Below are 17,326 nucleotides of genomic sequence, written 5' to 3' on the forward strand. Positions count from 1 at the left end.
GCCCGACGGCTCCTAAACCGCAACTTTCCATACCGTCGGCGATGTATTGGGGGTAATGAGCGACGAGAGCGACGAGAGCCTCGCGGACCGGGTCGAGCGGTGGATGGTCGGACAGATGCCGATCATCCAGATGCACGGCGGCACGAGCGTCGTGCGCGAGGCGAACCCCGAGACCGGCGAGGTCGTCGTCGAGCTCGGCGGCACCTGCTCCGGCTGCGGTATCTCGAACATCACCGCCGACAACATCCGCCGCGACCTCATCATGGACTTCGACGAGGTCGACAACGTGACGGTGCGGACCGCCTCCTCCGGCGATCAGGGCGCCTCGACGGTCGAGGGCGGTCGCGGCGGCGAGCTCCGCCACGAGACCGACTCCGCGAACCACTTCTGAACGCGGCGGGCCGTCCCGCCGCGAGGCCTCTCGATTCCGCCGCCTCTCTTATAACGACGTGAACGGCAGCGACGCGAGCGAATCGGGGCCGTAGTCGAGCGCGTCGGCCTGCGAGACGCCGTCCGGCGTCACGAGGTCGACGACCCGCGGCGCGTTCCCGGCCGCGCCCTCGCGCGCGCCGCCGAAGACGAAGGTCCCGGCCTCTTCGGCGACCGCGCGCAAGCTGCCGCGGTCCTCCGAGCCGACGACCGGCGCCACCTCCCAGCCAGAGATGTCGCCGCCGACCGCGGACTTCGGCACCGAGACGACGGCCGTGTTCGACTCGAAGCTCACGAACACCTCCGGCGTGCCAAGGTCTCCGCCGTCGGCGTCGGTGATCCCTTTCGCGAAGCCGCTGGCGTCGATCCGGTACTGCCACGGCGCGCCGAACTCGGCGGTGAGCCCGAGATCGTCCAGCGCGCTCGTGCGGCCGCCGTTCGCGTCGGGATCGCGCAAGTAGACGAGGAAGTAGTGCGGCGAGAAGTCGCCGCCGAACGCGTCGTAGAGGTTCTCAACCTCGAATGCGAACCGGTACTCTTTCTCGGTCTCTAAGACGCGGAATGAGCGCAGATCGAACGCGCCGTCTCGGAACGCACCGTCCGTCGGGTAGACGTACTCGGCGGGCCCGTCGTCGTCGCGCTTCGGGTCGGTCAGCTCGGCGACGACGTCGCCGGGAGCGACGGTAACCGTCTCCACGGCGAGCTCCTCGTCGGTCTCCGGGTCGCGAACGGCGACGTCGTAGGTGCCGATCGCCGTGATCCGGTAGCCGAGTTCGACCGTCTCGTCCGTCGCGTTCGGCGGGAGCCGGACGTTGGCGAGCGTCTCGACCTCGCCGTCGACGACGATCTCGACGTTCGTGCCGCCCACGAACCCGGCGTCGTTCGACCCCGTCCCCGCGATGAACGACTCGTCGAGGTCGGCCTCCTCCGCGATCTCGATCGAGATGTCCTGTTCCGGCCGCTCGTACTCCGGGAGTCGACCGATCTCGCGGCCCCGCGCCGGACGGAACCTGACAGCAGTTCCGCCGCTCGGCGCGAGCGACGCGAGCAGCGTCGTGCTCGGGGTGACGATCGCCTCGTCGATCCGGACCCCGGTCGGGTCGGCGTCGACGCCTCCTCCGATCGCGTCCGAGTAGATCTCCGCGACGTACTTCGGGCCGTCGCGGCCGCCGCCGTTCCCGTTATTCTTCCCCTTCCCCTTCCCCTTCCCCTTTCCGCCACCGTTGCCGTGCCCCGGCGCGTCCCCGGACTTACCGGGTGCGAGGAAGTCGAGCGGCACGTTGACCGCGCGGCCCGCCCCGTCGGTCATGACGCCGACGTACCACTCGCCGCCGTGCCGGCGGGCGATCGCGAGGTAGTCGCCGATCGCGGCGCCGACGACGCGCGTCTCGTCCCAGCCGGCGGCCGGGACGGACTCGACGAAGGAGAACTCCGGCTTCGCGTCGAAGTTCTCGTTCTCCGGAACGTACCCCTCGTACTCGGCCGGGATCGGGGAGGGCTTGCCCGACTCGGTGACGGCGACCGCGTTGAGGTTGAATCCCCCCACGTCGCCGGTGAACCCGTCTCCGCCGTCCTCGTAGTCGAGCTCGACCGCGATCTCGGTGTCGCCCGCGTCGAGTTCCACCCCGGTCGTGAACACCCGCCAGTCGTCCCAGTAGGCGGTGAAGTCGGGTTCGATCGTCCGGCTCGCGTCGCCGACGCGGAGCGTCGCTCGCGGCCCGCCGGCGTCGATCACGCGTTGCGCGTTCTCCTCCGGCGCGCTCGCGTACCGGAGGTGGAGGTCGTATGTCCCCGGCTCCTCGACGCCGCGCACGACGTACGTCACCGACGAGCCGCTCGGTGCGCGGTTAGGGTCGACGGCGACGTGGTTCGTGCCGAACGCGTCCCGCCACGTGTCGTCGGTCACCAGTCCGTCGCGCTCGCCAGCCGCGGCTTGGAGCCCCTCGCCCACCTCGAACGTCTCGTCGACGTACCCCTCGATCCGGTCGGCGGCCATCTGGAGGCCGCTGAGGTACGTCGGGTACATCGCGAGCTGCTTGGCGCGGGTCGTCTGGACCTGGTCGCCGCGGTCGTCGCCGAAGGTCACGTCGAAGATACCCGGCTGGAAGCTCACCGGGCCGGCGAGGTTCCGCGTGAACGGGAGCGTGACGTGGTGGTCGCGGCCGACGTTCGATCCGAGCTGGCCGAACCCGTCGTACTCCTGGGCCTTCACCACCTCGCGGTTCGCCACGTTCGGGTAGGTCCGGATCTCGCCGGTCGGCTTGATCCCCTCGTGGATCTCCAGCAGCTGACGGTTCGCGGCCGCCTCACGGATCGCGAGCCGGTGGTGGTTCACCGCGAGCTGGTTGTGCTGGTTGTGGGTCGGCTCGGCGCCGTCGCCGTCGATGCCGAGCCCCGGGTCCGAGACGTACCCGTGATCGAGTTGATCCCCTCGGCCTCGTACCCCGCGAACACGCCCTCGTCGAGGATCGCGGCCTCGTACTGCGGGATGTTACCGGCCGTCTCGTTGTGGATCGTCATCTCGACGGGGTCCGGCAGCGACGCGCCGAAGTCGGTCACCTCGGGCACGTCGAAGTCCGGATAGGAGTCGTCGACGCCGAAGCCGAAGCCGGTGCCGTCCCCGGGATAGGTGTCCCACCCCTCGTTCCACCCCTCGACGAGCACGCTGTCGATCCCGTTCTCGCTCGCGAAGCGCATGTACCGCTTCATGCGCTCGGTCCGCGCACCGTGGACGTACGCGGCGGGATTTCCGTCGTTCCCGGCGATCTCGTCGTCCGACTTGTACTCCCAGTTCGCCTGCCCCGCGATCATCGTCCACCAGATGCCGACGTACTTGCGGGGCTCGATCCAGTCGGCGTCCGGCTCGCCGCCCGCGGTCGGCAGCGCCGACTCGTCGAGCGGGTCGGCGAGCAGCGGGACGAGCTGCGACTCGATCAGCTCGCCCGGCCGGTCGACGACCTGTATCGTCCGCCACGGCGTCGCCGCCGGGAGGTCGAGCGAGGCCCTCGACCCGTCGGGCAGCGGCGTGAGCTCGGTCGCGAAGGCCGTCCCCCCGTCGTCGCTGCGGGGCGCGAGCGTCGCCGCCGCGTAGTCGTCGAGGTTCGCCTCGTGGACGCTGAGGTACGCGTCGCCCGCGTCCACCGTCAGCGGCGTGTGCGCGCCGGTCCGGGTCGGCGTGTCCGTCGGCCGCGTCTCGCGGCTCCCGGCCGGTATCTCCGACAGCGGCGTCTCCGCGTACTCCTGCTCGAACCGCGGATTGGTTACCTCGTTTCGGATCCACCAGGCGTCGTAGTCGGCCGCGAAGTCGACGCCGGTGTTCTCCGAGTCGATCACCGCCTTCTCCGAGTGGCTCGCGAACCCCTCCCCGAGGACGACCCGGAGGCCGACCCCGTCGTCGAACGCGCGCACTTGGAGGGTCGCGGTCCGCGCGTCCGCCGCGGGGGCGCCCGACCCGTCCGCGTCCCCGGCGGCGTCGGCGAGCCCGACGCTCAGGGCGCGGTACTCCGCGGACACCTCCTCGTACGCGCCCCACACCGGCTCCCACTCCTCGGTCGCCGACTTGCGCTCGGTGCCCGTGACCGTCACCGGGCCCGACTCCCCGTCGGCGCTCGCACCGAACGACGGCTGATTCCGGAAGTCGAACCCGACCGTCGACGGTCCGACGTACGCTTCGCCGCCGCGAGCGACCTCGTAGGTCGGGGATCCGCCGGTGACGTCGACCGTGACCGCGATCGATCCGTCGGGCGACTCGACCGTCTGGACCGGGTCGTCCGCCTCGTTGTCGACTCGCGCGGCGTCGTCGGCCGACACGTCTCGCGAGTAGGCCGCGGCGGCGACCAGCGCCCCCACGCTCCCGAGGAACCCCCGCCGCGTCGCGCCGTCAAACGTTTGCTGTGATCGTTTCTCACGCATTCCGTCCGCAGCGTGTATGCGATGAATAATAATGCTATTGTAACGAATCGAAGTGATTGGATTTCGAAACGACCGAGTCGACGCGCCTCGGCGCCCGGACCGCCGCCCGCCGATCCACCTCTACAGCGCGTTCTCCAGCGCCGACGCGACGCTCCGCACCTTTTCGGCCAGCGCCTCGGGGGTGTGGCCGGCCGCGACCGACTCGGTCAGCTCCTCGTCGTCGACGCGCTCGACCGTCCCGTCGGGGTGTTTCATCACGTCGACGTGGAGGTCCACGTAGCGGGCCGCGTCGGGGAACACCTCGACGGGCGTACAGACGTTGACGTACGTCCCGCGGACCGTCCCGTCGCGGCCGCGGTACGTCGTCGGGTACCACCAGCGCCCCTCCTTCAGGCTCGTCTCGGCGACGTCGCCGGCCTCGCGGTCGACGCCGAGCCCGTCGTAGGTCCCCCCGCCGGTCATCTCGCGCTCGACGGTGACGGTCCCGTCGGCGTCGACTCCCGTCACCGTCCCCTCGCCGAGGGTGATCAGCCGGCCGTCGGGCTTCCCGTGGTCGATCCGGAGCGCGTCGCCCTCACGCGGGCCGAACGCGTCGGCCACGACCGCGAACGGGAACTCGGCGTCGGGAGCGGGGTCGCAGAGCGCCTCCGCGAGGTCGACGCCGGCCGAGGCGTCCGCCGACCCCGCCTTCACGCGGTGGTGGCCGGGCATCGTCGCGGTCGCGGTCCGCCGCGCGTCGTCGAGTCCCGACCGGCTCTCGCGGCCGAACCAGACCCAGACGCCGGCGTTCGGCGCGGCGAGCGGGGCGTCGCGGAGCCGGCTCCGGTCGCTGACGACGCCGAGCCCGTCTCCGGTCCCGTCGTCGACTCCACTCTCGTCGTCCGCTCCGGTCGCCGCGCGTAGCCCCTCGGCGGCCTCGACGGCCGCGTCGAGGCCCGCGGTCAGCGCCTCCGTGTCGGCGTCGACGGCGGCGGGCTGCCACACCGCCCGCCAGCCCGTCGGCGGTTCGAGGTCGAGCAGGTCGAGCATCCCGGACAGCTCTCGGGCGGCCTCGTCGTCTCGGGCGTCGACCCGCGTCCCGGACCCCGGTTCGAGCGCGACGAGGTCGCCGCCGACCCGCAACTCCCCGGCGAGTTCGGGGCGACGGTCCGTCCACGGCGCGGCCGACTCGCGCACCTGGACCCGGACCGCGTCCCCCGTCTCGACCCGGGCGTCGACGGCCCCGTACGGGAGGTACCCCTCGACGGCCGCGGCGGGCGTGCCCGTCACGTCGCCGCCCTCGCCGCCGACTCGCCCGCCGCCGACTCGGAGGTCGACGACCGCGCCGCCGCCGAGCGTCTCCGTCACCTCGCCGTCGAGGACGGTCCCCGGCGGCGTCGGGTCGGGCCACGCGAGCGCGTCGCGGCCCGCGTCGGTCAGGAGATCTCGGACCGCGCCGAGCGCGCCGGCGTCGCCGTGCGCGCCGACCCCCTGCCGGTCCGCGCTCGTCCCGATCCGGACGGCCGGCGGCTCGGTCCCGAACTCGGCGTCGAACCGCCGGCGGATCGGCGGCGAGGCGTCCACCACCTCGTGGCCGGCGTCGAGCAGGCGCGCGGTGAGCGCCGTCGCGTAGATGCCGCGGACGCGGGCCCGCGCCATCGTCACAGCTCCTCGCGCTCGCGCGCGAACCGCACGCGGTCGTTCACCGTGTCGCCGAGCGAGAGTTCGACGACGACCGGGGCGCCGTCGTCGGCCTCGCGGAGGACCCGCCCGCCCTCGACCGGGACGCCCCACCCGTCGAGCGAGAGGTACCCGCGGAGGTCGCTCCCGTGGGTGAACAGGTCCACGTCGGCGCTCGCGTGCTCCTGTCTCGACGCCGCGCTGTGCGCCATCTCCATGTCCGAGTAGTACGGGCCGTCGCCGTCGAAGAACTCTCGGAGGCGGTCGGCGTCGCGGGCGACGAGTTCGGCGACTCGGTCCGAGGCGTCGGCGACGGCGTCGGCGTCCAGCCCGGCCTCCTTCAGGGCGCGCTGGACCCGCGGATCGAAGTGCATACCCGACCTTCGTCCGCCGCGGTTTCAATCCTGTCGGCCGCGGAGCGAGCGCGGTCGGTGACGCATCCCGCCCACCGCCCTCAGCGCGCCCGTCCGGTTCCGCCAATCCGTTAAGTCACCGGGGGGCGAAACGGGGGCCATGCCAAGCGACGAGGACCCGATCGCGTCTCGGGCCGACGACGACCGCGACCTCTACGATGTCGCGACGTGGGAGGAGCGCACCTCCCTCGACGGGCTGTCGGTCGCGCTGTACTGGTTCCTCACGCGCTCCGCGAAGGCCGGGGTCGTCCTCGTCGCGTTCGTCGGACTCTTGGCGATCCTCGGCTCGTTCGGACTCGGGCTCCTCTTCGACCCGGCCATCGCGGTCCTCCTCGGGCTCTCCGTGATCCCCGCTCTGGGGCTGGCCGCGTACGTGTACGTCTCGGACGTGACGACCGGCGAGCCGCTGTCGCTCCTCGTGGCGACGTTCCTCCTCTCTATCCTCACCGCGACGTTCGCGGCGATCCTGAACAGCGTGCTCCAGCCGTACTTCCGGCCGCTCGGCTTCCTCGGAATCGTCGTGTTCTTCTTCGTCGTCGTCGGCCCGATAGAGGAGTCGGTGAAGCTGCTCGCGGTGCGGCTGTACGCGTACACCGACGCCCGCTTCGACGCCGTCATCGACGGCGCCGTCTACGGCGCCATCGCGGGGCTCGGCTTCGTCGTCATCGAGAACTTCGTGTACATCGCCCAGAACGTCGACATGGCGGAGCTGACGGTCGGCATCGCGGCGCTGGGCGCCGGCGACGGCATCGCCGCGCTCCGGGCGCTCGCGGGACCGGGACACGTCGTCTACTCGGCGTTCGCGGGCTACTACCTCGGGCTCGCGAAGTTCAATCCCGGGAACCGCGGCCCGATCATCGTCAAGGGGCTCGTCCTCGCGGCGGCGATCCACGCGCTGTACAACACGCTCGTCGGTCCGGTGACCGGCGTCGCTGCGGGACTCTTCGGCCTCCCGCAGGTCCTCGCGCTGTTCGGCTTCGTCATCGTCTTCCAGGGCGCGTTCGGGTACGTCCTCCTCCGGAAGATCTGGCGGTACCGCGACGCGTACCTCGACACGCGCGACGCGGTCGGCGCCGACGTGGAACCGGAGCTCGACGAGTTCGAGCAGTAGCCCGCGGGCCGCCGTCGCCGCGCTCGGTCAGGGCGCGTTCTCGACGCGCGCACGGTCGCCGGTCCCGCCCGTCAGCGCGCTCGCGAGGGCGCCTTTCACCACGACGTCGTCGCCGAGGTCGGTGAGCCGAACCTCCGGGACGTTGATGAACACCATCTCCGGGAGCTTCTCGCGGATCGGGTCGAGGACGCGGTCGGGGTTGTTGAGCGCGACCGCGCCGCCGACGCTCACGACGAGCGGCGCGTACGCGTGGATGATATTGGCGATCCCCATGGCGTTCCAGTGGGCGACCTGGTCGATCACGTGGTCGGCGAAGGTGTCCTCGCCCGCCGCCTCGAACACGTCGACCGCGGAGAAGTCGGGATCCTCGATCGGGAGGATCGTCTCGATGGGGTCCTCCTCGTGGAGCTCCCGGGCGTACTTCGGGATGTTGTTGCCCGAGCAGTACCCCTCCCAGTGGCCGTCGAGCCCGCAGCCGCAGGTCATGAACCCGTGCGGGTCGACGGTCATGTGGCCGACCTCGCCGGCGTTGCCGTCCCACCCCGAGAGGACGTTCCCGTCGACGGCGACGCCCGCGCCGATCCCCGAGGAGATAGTGAGATACACCATGTCGTCGGGGTTGCGCTCGGAGTGGAACCGCTCGCCGATGACGCCTGCGATGGTGTCGTTGTGGAGGTACACCTCGTCGGTGTCGAGCAACCGACCGACCGGCCCGACGAGCGGGATGCGCTCGACCGTGTCCGGGAGGTTCGCGGGCCCCTGGACGACCCCCTCCGCCAGATCGAGCGGACCGATGGAGCCGATCCCGGCCGCGACCGCCTCGCTCGGCGCGATTCCCGCGTCCGTACAGGCCCCGCGGACCACCTCCAACACGGCCTCGGTGACGGCGATGCCGTTCGGTCCCCGCGGCGTACCCCGCGACGCGGAGCCGAGGACCGCCGCGCTCTCGTCGCCGACGGCCGCCCGGACGTTCGTCGCCCCGAGGTCGACGCCCACGTAGTACATCGGGTGTAAGCGCGGACCCGTCTCACTTAAGCGGGACGCTTCGCGCGGTCGACCGTGAATAACAAACGGGGTCCGTACCGCGAAACCGCGTTACGACGCCGGCTCGCGGACGAAGGTGACCGGGCACGGCGCCGAGAGCATGACCTCCTGCGCGACGCTGCCGAAGACGGCCTTCCCGGTCGGCGAGCGGTGCCGTCCGCCGACCACGACGCGGTCGGCTTCGAGGCCCTCGGCCGTCTCGACGACCTCGTCCGCGAGGTCTCCCACCGCGCCCCGGACGGAGTGTCGCACGCCGGCCTCGGAGAGCGCCTCCGAGAGCTTCCGGGTGGTGGTGTGTCGCTCCGCGATGGCGTCGGGCGTCGAGCTCTCGCTCTCCGGCTCAAACCCGAGCTTCGCGCTGGTCTCGTCGAACTCCTCCCTGTCGAACACATGGGTCAACACGACCTCGGCGTCCGCCGGCTCGGCGACGGAGATGATCTCCTCGGCGAGCCGCTCGACGCGTTTCCCGTCCTCCGATCCGACCGCCAGCACGACCGTCTCAATGCTCATACACACCGTTTCGTCCCCGTGCGTCTTAAAAGTGCCGGAGTTTTAACTCAAGTCTGAATAAATATTCACAAGATCGATCCTGACAGTCTCACCGCCGAGTGGAGCCGATTCTCGTCGGGCGATGACGCTTCCCGTGAGGAGGCGACGACGTTTCGAGGACGGTGACGACTCTCTCGCGGGGTTCAGTCGCGCGAGCGGGACGCTAGCGGGCTCCGCGCTTTCCTCGACGGACGAGAACCGGTCGCCGCAGAAACCGCTCAGTAATCGGGGGCGTCGTCCTCGACTTCGCGCTTCAGCGAGTCGCGGCGCGACTTCGCGTCGCGCCCGGTCGCCTCCAGGAGGAAGTCGTTTTTCGCGTCGACGGCGTCCGCGGCGGCGTCGGCGTTCCCCTCCGCGATGACGTCCTCGGCGGGGCGCTCCTCGAAGTGGACCGCCAGCTTGTCCTTCTTGCTCCCGTACTCGGCGGCGCCCGCGACGATGCGCTCGAACACCGGGTTGTCGGGGTCGGCGACGACGTACAGCTCGTGCCCCTCCCACTCCTCGGTGCCGGTGACCTCGCCGAAGTACTCCTCGATCGAACCCTTCAGGTCCGGCATGCGGTCGTCCAGATGCTCGCCGCGGCGCATCTTGTACTCCTTCATGCCGCGACCGTTCGACAGGCCGGCGTAAACCAGTTTCGTCACGGCCGCTCGGCGGGTTCGGCCCGAACTGCCCGCTTCCGCTCCGCCTACCGAGGACGCTCGTCGACGTACCCGCGCTTACACTCCGGACAGATGTCTCCCGCGCGCATCGAACTCCCGTCCGCCGCCCGGACCATCCCGCACTCGGGACAGTAGTACTCCGTCGGGGCGTCGTCGCCCACCGTCTCCAACTCGGGGCTCTCGCCCCGGGTGATCCCCGTCCCGCCCTCGCCGCCGGCGTCGAACGTGGCGCCCTCGCCGTCGTCGGGCGCCTCGACGTACTCCGTCGCCGATTCCTGCTCTTCCCGCCCATCCGCGGCCTCCGGGGTGAGCCCGCCGCCGAACTCGACGTCGGCGTCACCGCCCTCACCGACCTCCGCGCTGAACCCCTCGTCTTCGCCGCCGTGATCGGGCCACGCGGTCGCTCCGTCGGCGCCGGCGTCCTCCTCCTCGACCTCCGGCCACGCGCCCCGCTCCCGGTCGTCGGCCGGCTCCTCGTCCTCGTCGAGGATCACGCCGTCGTCGCTCTCCGCGTCCGCCTCGTCGCCCGAGGGGGCACCGGACTCGGTCTCGGCCGGGGGCGACGGCGCGGACGCCGACTCGCCGCCCGCGCCCAACACCTCCGTGTCCTCGTCCGCCGGATCTGCTCCGTCCGGCGAGCCCGCCTCGTCCGGCGCGTTCGGACCGTCCGCCGCGCCCGTCGCCGCGTCGACGCTGTCCGCGGCCGGAGCGGCGTCGGTCGGCCCCGCCGGCTCGTCGGCCGCGGCCCCGTCGTCGAGGATCACCGCGTCGTCGCTCCCGGCTCCGGGCTCCTCGTCGAGGGTCACGCCCTCGTCCGCCGTCCCGGCGTCGGCCGCACCGACCCCTCCCGACGCCGTGCCGGGTCCGGCGCCCTCCTCGGCAGCGTCCGGGGCGTCGTCGCGCGTCGGCGCCGCGGCCGACGCGCCGGCGGTCTCGCCGCCGACGTTCGCGGCGGCCTCGTCCGCCAGCTGCTCCATCGTCGTCACTTCGGTATTCTCGCTGACGATCTGCGTCTCGCCGCAGCGAGCGCAGGTCTTCACCTCCTTGACGGTCGTGACGACCTCGTCGCCCTCCTCCTCGCGCTCGCGCTGGAGTTCGGGTTCGCCGAAGTCGTGTCCGAGCAGACACCTGAGTCCCATTGTGCCACCCTGCGGTGCCGAGGGTAAAAAACGCCCCGTCGGCGTCCGACGCTCGGCACACGACCGTTTCTGGGCGTGCCGCGGTCGGCGCTCGCGGTTCCGGTCGCCGCGCCCCGCGGACACAGACTCTTTTGTGGATCGCTCGCGTACCGTGAGTCGACATGCCTACTGTATCCTACAAGGGCGAGGAAATCGAGTGCGAGAAGGGCGCCAATCTGCGCGACGTGCTCAAAGAGGCCGGTCTCTCCGTCTACAACGGCAAGATGGAACAGCTCAACTGCCGCGGTTCCGGGTCGTGCGGCTCCTGTGCGGTCCAGGTCGACGGCGAGGTCAGCGAGCCGAGCAAGAAGGAGAAGGCCCGTCTCTGGCTCCCGCCGCACCACCCGAACCACGACGTCCGCCTCTCCTGTCAGACGAAAGTCGAGGGCGACGTCGAGGTGACGAAGGGCCGCGGGCTCTTCGGGCAACACATCTGAGCGCGGACGCGGTCGCTCTCATCTCTTCTCCGGGTACGACGCGCGCACGCGACGAGCGGGGCGCTCGTCGAGCGTAAAATACGACCGCGGCGGACGCGAGCCCGCGACGCGGACGAAAACGTTTGATACCGTGTGTCAGAGTCGCGTTCGGCGTCAGCCGGACCGACCCACCTTCTCGGATCGGCTTACTGCCGAACGACGTTCGTCGCGCGGGGACCCTTCTCGGAGGACTCGATGTCGAACTCGAGCTCCTGACCCTCTTCGAGGTCCGGGCCGCCGACGTCTTCCATGTGGAAGAACACGTCGTCGTCCGCGTCGTCAGTCTCGATAAATCCGTAGCCGCCAGTGTCGTTGAAGAAATCAACCTTTCCGGTCGCCATTGCGAATAGAGAGAGACCCTGTCGGGTCATAAGGATTGCGAGTGTACAGTTACCACGACTCTCTCTAGACGATCGTTTCCGAATAACCGAAACTTTATCAGCGAACACTGCCCGAACAACAGATTCGCGGCGCGAGCGAGACCGGATCGTGTCGTTCTTCGGCGCCCCACCGGACGCCGACGTTTATATTCCTCGGCGCGGAAGCGACCAACGTGTCACGCGAGTACCAAGCGGACGGCCCCGCCATCACGCTCCGCGAGAACGGTCCCGCGCTGCTGGTCCCCGCGGCGTGGGGCGTCGCCGCGGCGACGGTCCTCGGTGCGGTCTCCCTCCACGCGCTGTTCGTCGCGCACGTCGTCATGAGCGCCCTGCTCGTCGCCTTCGTCGTCGCCTCGTGGCGCGACATGGCGACGGGAATCCTCCGCGCGTGGAAGCTGGTGATCCTCGCGGGGACCCCGGTCACGCTCGCGGGCGTCCTCGGGTTCCTCGCACGCGACGGGGCCGGGCTCGCGGCCGCGCTCCCGGCCGGCGCGCTCCTCGCCGTCGCCTTCTACGGCTGGATGCTCCTGCCCGCGCCGGCGTTCGTCTACACGGGGCTTCGCGACGCGACGGCCCCGCGCTCGACCGTCCACCACGCCGCGGCCGCGTGTTCGGTCGTGGGCGCGGTCGTCGCCGCGTTCGCCGGCTCCGCGGCGGGGACGGTCGCGGGCATCGCGCTCGTCGGCCTCGGCCAGACCGCCGGCATCCTCGCGGCCACGGCGCTGTACTGACCGGCGCCTCGTTTCGGAGTGGTCTATCCGGGTCCGTTGTCCAGCGCGCGCCGAAGCGCCCGTCGATGGAACTCGACCGCCGCGTCGCGGTCGACCGGCGGGTAGCGCGGGTTCGTCACCACGCCCTCGCCGTCGACGACCGCGCTCGCGACGGCCGCGGCGCGGTGGGCACGCTCGACGCGCGGGAGCGGCGCGACGGACTCGTAGCCGTCGCGGAACGCCCGCCTGAGCGGCCCGGTCTCGGCCGCCGGCACGTACCAGTCGACGACGAGGTGTTCGGTCTTCGCGACCGACACGCCACGCGGGGCGGCCAGCGGCGCCTCCCAGTCGAGGACGGCCGTCACCGCGCCGTCCGCGACGAGGGCGTTCCCCGGGCGGAAGTCCCACGGGAACAGCTGCGGATCGGTGTCGGACGCGGTCGACTCCCGGAACGCGTCCCGAAGCCGAGCGCGGAGCCCGTCGAACTCCTCGGGGAGCCGGTCGGCGTGTCGCTCCCCGAACTCCCGGAGCCACTCGTCGGCGCCGACCGGATCGCGGACGGACAGCGACGCGTCGCGTCCGAGGACCGACTCCGCGTCGATCGCTCCGCCGCCCGCCGCGCCGTCGACCGCGAGCCGCCCGCACCCCGAGAACCGAAACGCCTCGTGGAGCGCCGCGAGCCAGCGGCCGAACGCCCGCGCGACCCCCCGCCGGTCCGCCGGACCGAGGTCGACGAACGCCTCGTGGAGGTCGCGGCCGTCGACCAGCGGCGTCACGAACCACCCCGTCCCGTCGTCGACGCCCTCGCCGAGCGGCCGGGGAACTGGCACGTCCGTCCGATCGCCGATCGCCGTCAGCAGCGCCGCCTCGGTCCGGGTCGCGGCCGGCGTTTCGGAGCGTTGGACGACCACCGGCGCGGCGCTCTCGAATCGCACCACCTCCGTCCGCTTGCGGTTCCCCCGCCCGAGCGGTTCGACGCTCGCGACCGTCGCCCCCGGTCTCGCCTTGGCGAGGGCGCGACCCCTGACCGCGTCGCTCACCGACTCTCCTCCGGCTCGGTCGTCGCTGCTTCGCCTCCGGGCTCGCGGCCGTCGGCTCCGCGCCCCTCGGCCAGCAGGTCCGCGATCTCCGCTAACGAGTCGACGACGTGGTCCGGCCCGTACGCGCCGGGCGCGTCGTCGGGACTCGCGCGGAGCCACGCGGACCGGAGCCCGGCGTTGTGCGCGCCCGCGACGTCGTACGACAGCGAGTTCCCGACGTACAGCGTCTCTTCGGCATCGACCGACAGCGCCGCGGTCAGCCGCTCGAACGGTTCCGCGTGCGGCTTCCGGCGGGGCAGGTCCCCGGCGTACACGATCGCGTCGACGAGGTCGTCCAACCCGAGCGCCTCGATCTTCGCCCGCTGTCGGTCCTCGGGACCGTTCGTGAGCACGCCCACGGGACCCGCCGCCGCCGCGGCCGCCAGCGCCTCGGTCGCGCCCGGCAGGTACGCCACCCGCGACTCGTCCGCGACCGCCTCGAACGCCGCCGCGAGCGCGACGGGGTCCACGTCTCTCCCGTGTTGCGCCGCCAACCGCGCGAACCCCGCGCCGAGGTAACCGACGCGATCGTCGGGGTCCGGCGGGCCGTCGAGGAGGGGCCACAGCTCCTCCGGCTCGCCGAACGGCTCCACGCCCGCCTCCTCGAACGCCCGGCGGTAGAGGGCGTCCACGTCGTGGTCGTGGCGGCACAGCGTGTCGTCGAGGTCGAACGCCACCGCCGCGAACCGGCTCATGGACGATCGGAGGCGCCGCGCGGCGAAGTCGGTTTCGCCGAGGCGCCCGTACGCCCGGCGATGACCGATCCCGACGACACCCACGACTGCGAGACCTGCGGCGCGAGCGTCGCCGCCGCGGACGCGCGCCGGTCCGAGCCGTTCGGCGATCTGGATCCCGACACCTGGCAGACGCTGAACTGCCCGCACTGCGGCGACCGCCTCGCGACCGTCCTCGTCGACGACGAGTGACCCGCGGTCGTCCGCTCGCTGTCGCTCGCGGGTTCAGAATATGCCGCCTCCCCGATTTGAACGGGGGACAGCTCGATCTTCAGTCGAGTGCTCTCCCAGTCTGAGCTAAGGCGGCTCGCACTCACATCAATGCCGATTCGGGACAAAAGGATTTCGAAAGGCCGCGGGCGGACCGCCTCGGTCGACGCCTCGACCCGCCCGCGTCGGTCGAATCCGGATCGACCGATCTGCCACGCGTCCTCGATATCGGACGATATCGCCGCCGATCCGCGTCGACGGCGGGAATCTCGGTTTTCGCAACGATCCCTTTTGTCCCACCCCTCCGATCGAGCGATGCCATCGCACGACCACGCCGACCACGACGCGCACCACGAACATCTTGACGCCGCGGTCGACGAGCGCGACGACTGGGCGCGCCGCCGCCGGAAAGGGATCCCGACCGATAAGAACCTCCTCGTCGTCGCCTGTATGGACGAGCGAATCCCGATCGAGGAGGCGCTCGGCATCGACCTCGGCGACGCGCAGGTGTTCCGCAACGCCGGCGGGAAGGTGACCGACGACGTGATCCGGTCGGCCGCGCTCACGACGAACTTCTTCGACACCGACGAGATCGTCGTTATCAACCACACCGACTGCGGGATGATGAGCGCGCCCGACGAGGCGATCCGCGAGGGGCTCGAAGCCGAGACGGGCGACATCGACGCCGCGGACCTCGACCCGTCGCTGCCGGAGCTCACGATCGGCGACGCCGACCTCCTCGACTGGGTGAAGATGACCGACGACATCGACGCGGCCTGCGCCGCGCAGGTCGAGTACCTCCGCGAGTCCGCGTTCATCCCGGACGACACCACCGTCTCCGGCTACGTCTACGAGGTCGAGTCCGGCGAGCTCCGCCGCCCCGACGAGCGGATCGCCGAGGAGATCAGCGAGCGGCGGGCCTGACGCCGGACGACGACGCGCCGGCCGCCAGCGAACCTGCCGTCCCGGCCTGAGGTGTGACGCTTTTATGCGCCCGCGGCGAATCGAGGCACGAAATGGATCGAGCACGCGTGTCCCCGCATCGCCGAGGTGATCCCGGTGGGCGCTGACGCCGACGCTGACGCGCCGGTGGTCGCCGGCTTCTTCTCCGGCTGCGGCGGCCTCGACTTGGGATTCGAGCGGGCGGGCTTCGACGTGGCCCTCGGGAGCGACCAGTGGGAGCCCGCGGCGGAGACGTACCGACGGAACTTCGCCGACACCGAGTTCCTCGAAGGGGACGTGCGCGAACTTGACGCCCCGGCGATCCGCGAGGCGGCCGCGGGCGCGGGCTACGACCCTGACGGCGTCGACGTGGTGATCGGCGGGCCGCCCTGTCAGGGGTTCAGCCGGCTCAACAACGAGCAGATCGAGCTCGACGAGATGGAGAAGGACCGCCGGAACACGCTGTTCGAGGAGTTCCTCCGGGTCGTCTCCGTCCTCGAACCACAGTTGGTGTTGATGGAGAACGTCCGCGACCTGATCAACCGCCAGACCAGTGACGACCGGTACGTGAAAGACCTCATCGTCGACGAGTTCGCGGCGCACGGCTACAAGTGCGAGTACCGAGTGCTGGAGGCCGAACAGTACGGCGTCCCCCAGAAGCGCCGCCGGATCTTCTTCATGGGCACCAATCGCGACGTGCCGATCCGCTTTCCTGAGCCGACGACGCCCGAGGGGCACTGGCGCACCGCCGGCGAGGCGCTCGCGGACGCGACCGACGACCTCCCGAACATGACGTACGCCGACACCGGCGAGAAGACGCTCGAACGCATCCGTCACGTTCCCCCGGGCGGTTACTACCGCGACCTCCCCGACCGCCTGAAGACGAAGAAGTACCAGTGCGACTGCGAGGACACCGACACCTGCCCGCACGAGCCGGAGATCGTCAAGCGGTACGGGACGTACCTCCGCCGGCTCGACCCCGAGGAGCCGTCGCTGACGGTGAGCACGAACGTCTTCATCCACCCCAGTGAGGACCGGTACCTCACGCCCCGCGAGATGGCTCGGCTCCAGACGTTCCCCGACGAGTTCGTCTTCGAGGGGACGAAGACCGACGTGATGAAACAGATCGGCAACGCCGTCCCGGTCCGGCTCGGCGAGGAGCTGGCGACGCAGCTGCTGGAGTACTACCCCGAGATCCGGGACGCGCCCCCCGCCGACCCCGACGTGTACGAACAGCAGTCGCTGACTGACTTGGCCTGAGATCGTTTTTAAATAGTGATCGGTGGTGCGGTGCGGAATTTCAAAATCCTGGCGGTCTATTTATAAACAGGCGCCGGTGGATCAGTGGTGAACACCTCCAAAGTCCCAGCCGGGAGGCGGGCGCACGCTCGCTGCGCTCCTCGTCACTCCGTTCGCTCCCTCGCTGCGGTGCTTGCGTCACCTGCGCCCGCCTCCCGGCTGCCCTTTTGAGTCCCACCCCGCACCGCGACCGCACCTCACACCTCCCCAGCCTCGTCAGTCGCCTCCGCTTCGCTCCGGTGACTGACTCCCTCGCGCGTGCTGCTCGGCCGCGGGGCGGCCTCGCAGGCACGCGCCACCGCCTCTTATTTGTAAATAGTCGCCACTGCTCACGGATTGTTCGCAACAGCAGAATGGGACCGCCCGGATTCGAACCTCGGTCGTTCCGCTCGCGCTGCTCGCTCCACTCCCTGCTTCGAATCCGTTCCACCGCCGCTGCTCGCGAATTGCTCGCAGCGGCAGAATGGGACCGCCCGGATTCGAACCGGGGTCACGAGCACCCAAGGCTCGGAGTATACCACTAACCCACGGTCCCGTAC

Annotated in this window: 16 protein-coding genes, 2 tRNA genes and 1 pseudogene; 7 read left to right on the top strand and 12 right to left on the bottom strand. The window is 70.8% G+C overall.

Annotated elements, in window-relative coordinates; genetic code table 11:
* The first annotated feature begins 55 nt into the window (after positions 1–55).
* Positions 56–391, top strand: a complete 336-nt coding sequence (locus EO776_RS00200) for a NifU family protein (RefSeq protein WP_049932866.1) — start codon at positions 56–58, stop codon at positions 389–391.
* 48 nt (positions 392–439) lie between these two features.
* Here the strand turns inward: EO776_RS00200 and EO776_RS00205 are convergent.
* From EO776_RS00205 to EO776_RS00215, 3 genes and pseudogenes are all read right to left on the bottom strand, one after another.
* Positions 440–4,278 (bottom strand): annotated as a pseudogene (locus tag EO776_RS00205) (glycoside hydrolase family 97 catalytic domain-containing protein).
* 183 nt (positions 4,279–4,461) lie between these two features.
* Positions 4,462–5,979, bottom strand: coding sequence for a DUF402 domain-containing protein (locus EO776_RS00210; RefSeq protein ID WP_094521173.1), 1,518 nt, complete (start codon positions 5,977–5,979; stop codon positions 4,462–4,464).
* A gap of 2 nt (positions 5,980–5,981) precedes the next feature.
* The gene (locus EO776_RS00215) at positions 5,982–6,374 is read right to left on the bottom strand and encodes a DUF7532 family protein (protein ID WP_094521174.1); all 393 of its coding nucleotides are present in this window, start codon (positions 6,372–6,374) and stop codon (positions 5,982–5,984) included.
* Between the two features lie 139 nt (positions 6,375–6,513).
* Between EO776_RS00215 and EO776_RS00220 the strand changes: the two genes are divergently transcribed.
* Entirely contained in the window at positions 6,514–7,524 is a 1,011-nt protein-coding gene (locus EO776_RS00220; RefSeq protein WP_094521175.1) for a PrsW family intramembrane metalloprotease, read from the top strand.
* A gap of 27 nt (positions 7,525–7,551) precedes the next feature.
* Here EO776_RS00220 and EO776_RS00225 read toward each other — a convergent pair whose 3' ends face one another.
* From EO776_RS00225 to EO776_RS00240, 4 genes are all read right to left on the bottom strand, one after another.
* A complete protein-coding gene (locus EO776_RS00225) occupies positions 7,552–8,529 on the bottom strand; it encodes an ROK family protein (RefSeq protein WP_049932862.1) in 978 nt (325 codons plus the stop codon).
* A gap of 90 nt (positions 8,530–8,619) precedes the next feature.
* Positions 8,620–9,078 (bottom strand): universal stress protein, encoded by a 459-nt coding sequence (locus EO776_RS00230; RefSeq protein ID WP_049932861.1) that lies wholly within the window; start codon positions 9,076–9,078, stop codon positions 8,620–8,622.
* A gap of 257 nt (positions 9,079–9,335) precedes the next feature.
* Positions 9,336–9,719 carry a DUF5611 family protein gene (locus EO776_RS00235; protein WP_049932860.1) on the bottom strand — a complete coding sequence of 128 codons (384 nt, stop codon included), beginning with the start codon at positions 9,717–9,719 and terminating at the stop codon, positions 9,336–9,338.
* An 86-nt stretch (positions 9,720–9,805) separates the two neighbouring features.
* On the bottom strand, positions 9,806–10,918 hold the full coding sequence (locus EO776_RS00240) for a DUF7093 family protein (RefSeq protein ID WP_129452282.1): 1,113 nt from the start codon (positions 10,916–10,918) through the stop codon (positions 9,806–9,808).
* Between the two features lie 161 nt (positions 10,919–11,079).
* Between EO776_RS00240 and EO776_RS00245 the strand changes: the two genes are divergently transcribed.
* Positions 11,080–11,394 carry a 2Fe-2S iron-sulfur cluster-binding protein gene (locus EO776_RS00245; protein ID WP_049932858.1) on the top strand — a complete coding sequence of 105 codons (315 nt, stop codon included), beginning with the start codon at positions 11,080–11,082 and terminating at the stop codon, positions 11,392–11,394.
* 185 nt (positions 11,395–11,579) lie between these two features.
* Here EO776_RS00245 and EO776_RS00250 read toward each other — a convergent pair whose 3' ends face one another.
* The gene (locus EO776_RS00250; RefSeq protein ID WP_004599158.1) at positions 11,580–11,774 is read right to left on the bottom strand and encodes a cold-shock protein; all 195 of its coding nucleotides are present in this window, start codon (positions 11,772–11,774) and stop codon (positions 11,580–11,582) included.
* 212 nt (positions 11,775–11,986) lie between these two features.
* Here EO776_RS00250 and EO776_RS00255 point away from each other — a divergent pair, with 212 nt between their 5' ends.
* Entirely contained in the window at positions 11,987–12,544 is a 558-nt protein-coding gene (locus EO776_RS00255; RefSeq protein ID WP_394346120.1) for a hypothetical protein, read from the top strand.
* 23 nt (positions 12,545–12,567) lie between these two features.
* Here EO776_RS00255 and EO776_RS00260 read toward each other — a convergent pair whose 3' ends face one another.
* Both EO776_RS00260 and EO776_RS00265 read right to left on the bottom strand, forming a co-directional pair.
* Positions 12,568–13,563, bottom strand: a complete 996-nt coding sequence (locus EO776_RS00260) for a phosphotransferase family protein (protein WP_094521178.1) — start codon at positions 13,561–13,563, stop codon at positions 12,568–12,570.
* The gene (locus EO776_RS00265) at positions 13,560–14,297 is read right to left on the bottom strand and encodes an HAD family hydrolase (protein WP_094494888.1); all 738 of its coding nucleotides are present in this window, start codon (positions 14,295–14,297) and stop codon (positions 13,560–13,562) included. Before EO776_RS00265 ends, EO776_RS00260 begins: the two co-directional genes overlap by 4 nt.
* A gap of 60 nt (positions 14,298–14,357) precedes the next feature.
* Between EO776_RS00265 and EO776_RS18725 the strand changes: the two genes are divergently transcribed.
* Complete coding sequence (locus EO776_RS18725) at positions 14,358–14,528, top strand: hypothetical protein (RefSeq protein ID WP_167373096.1); 171 nt, start codon at positions 14,358–14,360, stop codon at positions 14,526–14,528.
* 41 nt (positions 14,529–14,569) lie between these two features.
* Here the strand turns inward: EO776_RS18725 and EO776_RS00270 are convergent.
* Positions 14,570–14,643 (bottom strand) — tRNA-Phe (locus EO776_RS00270).
* 218 nt (positions 14,644–14,861) lie between these two features.
* Between EO776_RS00270 and EO776_RS00275 the strand changes: the two genes are divergently transcribed.
* Positions 14,862–15,470 (top strand): beta-class carbonic anhydrase, encoded by a 609-nt coding sequence (locus tag EO776_RS00275; RefSeq protein ID WP_049932855.1) that lies wholly within the window; start codon positions 14,862–14,864, stop codon positions 15,468–15,470.
* Positions 15,471–15,599: 129 nt separating this feature from the next.
* On the top strand, positions 15,600–16,748 hold the full coding sequence (locus EO776_RS00280) for a DNA cytosine methyltransferase (RefSeq protein WP_394334821.1): 1,149 nt from the start codon (positions 15,600–15,602) through the stop codon (positions 16,746–16,748).
* 503 nt (positions 16,749–17,251) lie between these two features.
* Here the strand turns inward: EO776_RS00280 and EO776_RS00285 are convergent.
* Positions 17,252–17,322, bottom strand: a tRNA-Pro gene (locus EO776_RS00285).
* Positions 17,323–17,326: the final 4 nt, after the last annotated feature.

Origin of the sequence: Halorubrum ezzemoulense, from assembly GCF_004126515.1 — an archaeon.
Taxonomy (GTDB): domain Archaea; phylum Halobacteriota; class Halobacteria; order Halobacteriales; family Haloferacaceae; genus Halorubrum; species Halorubrum ezzemoulense.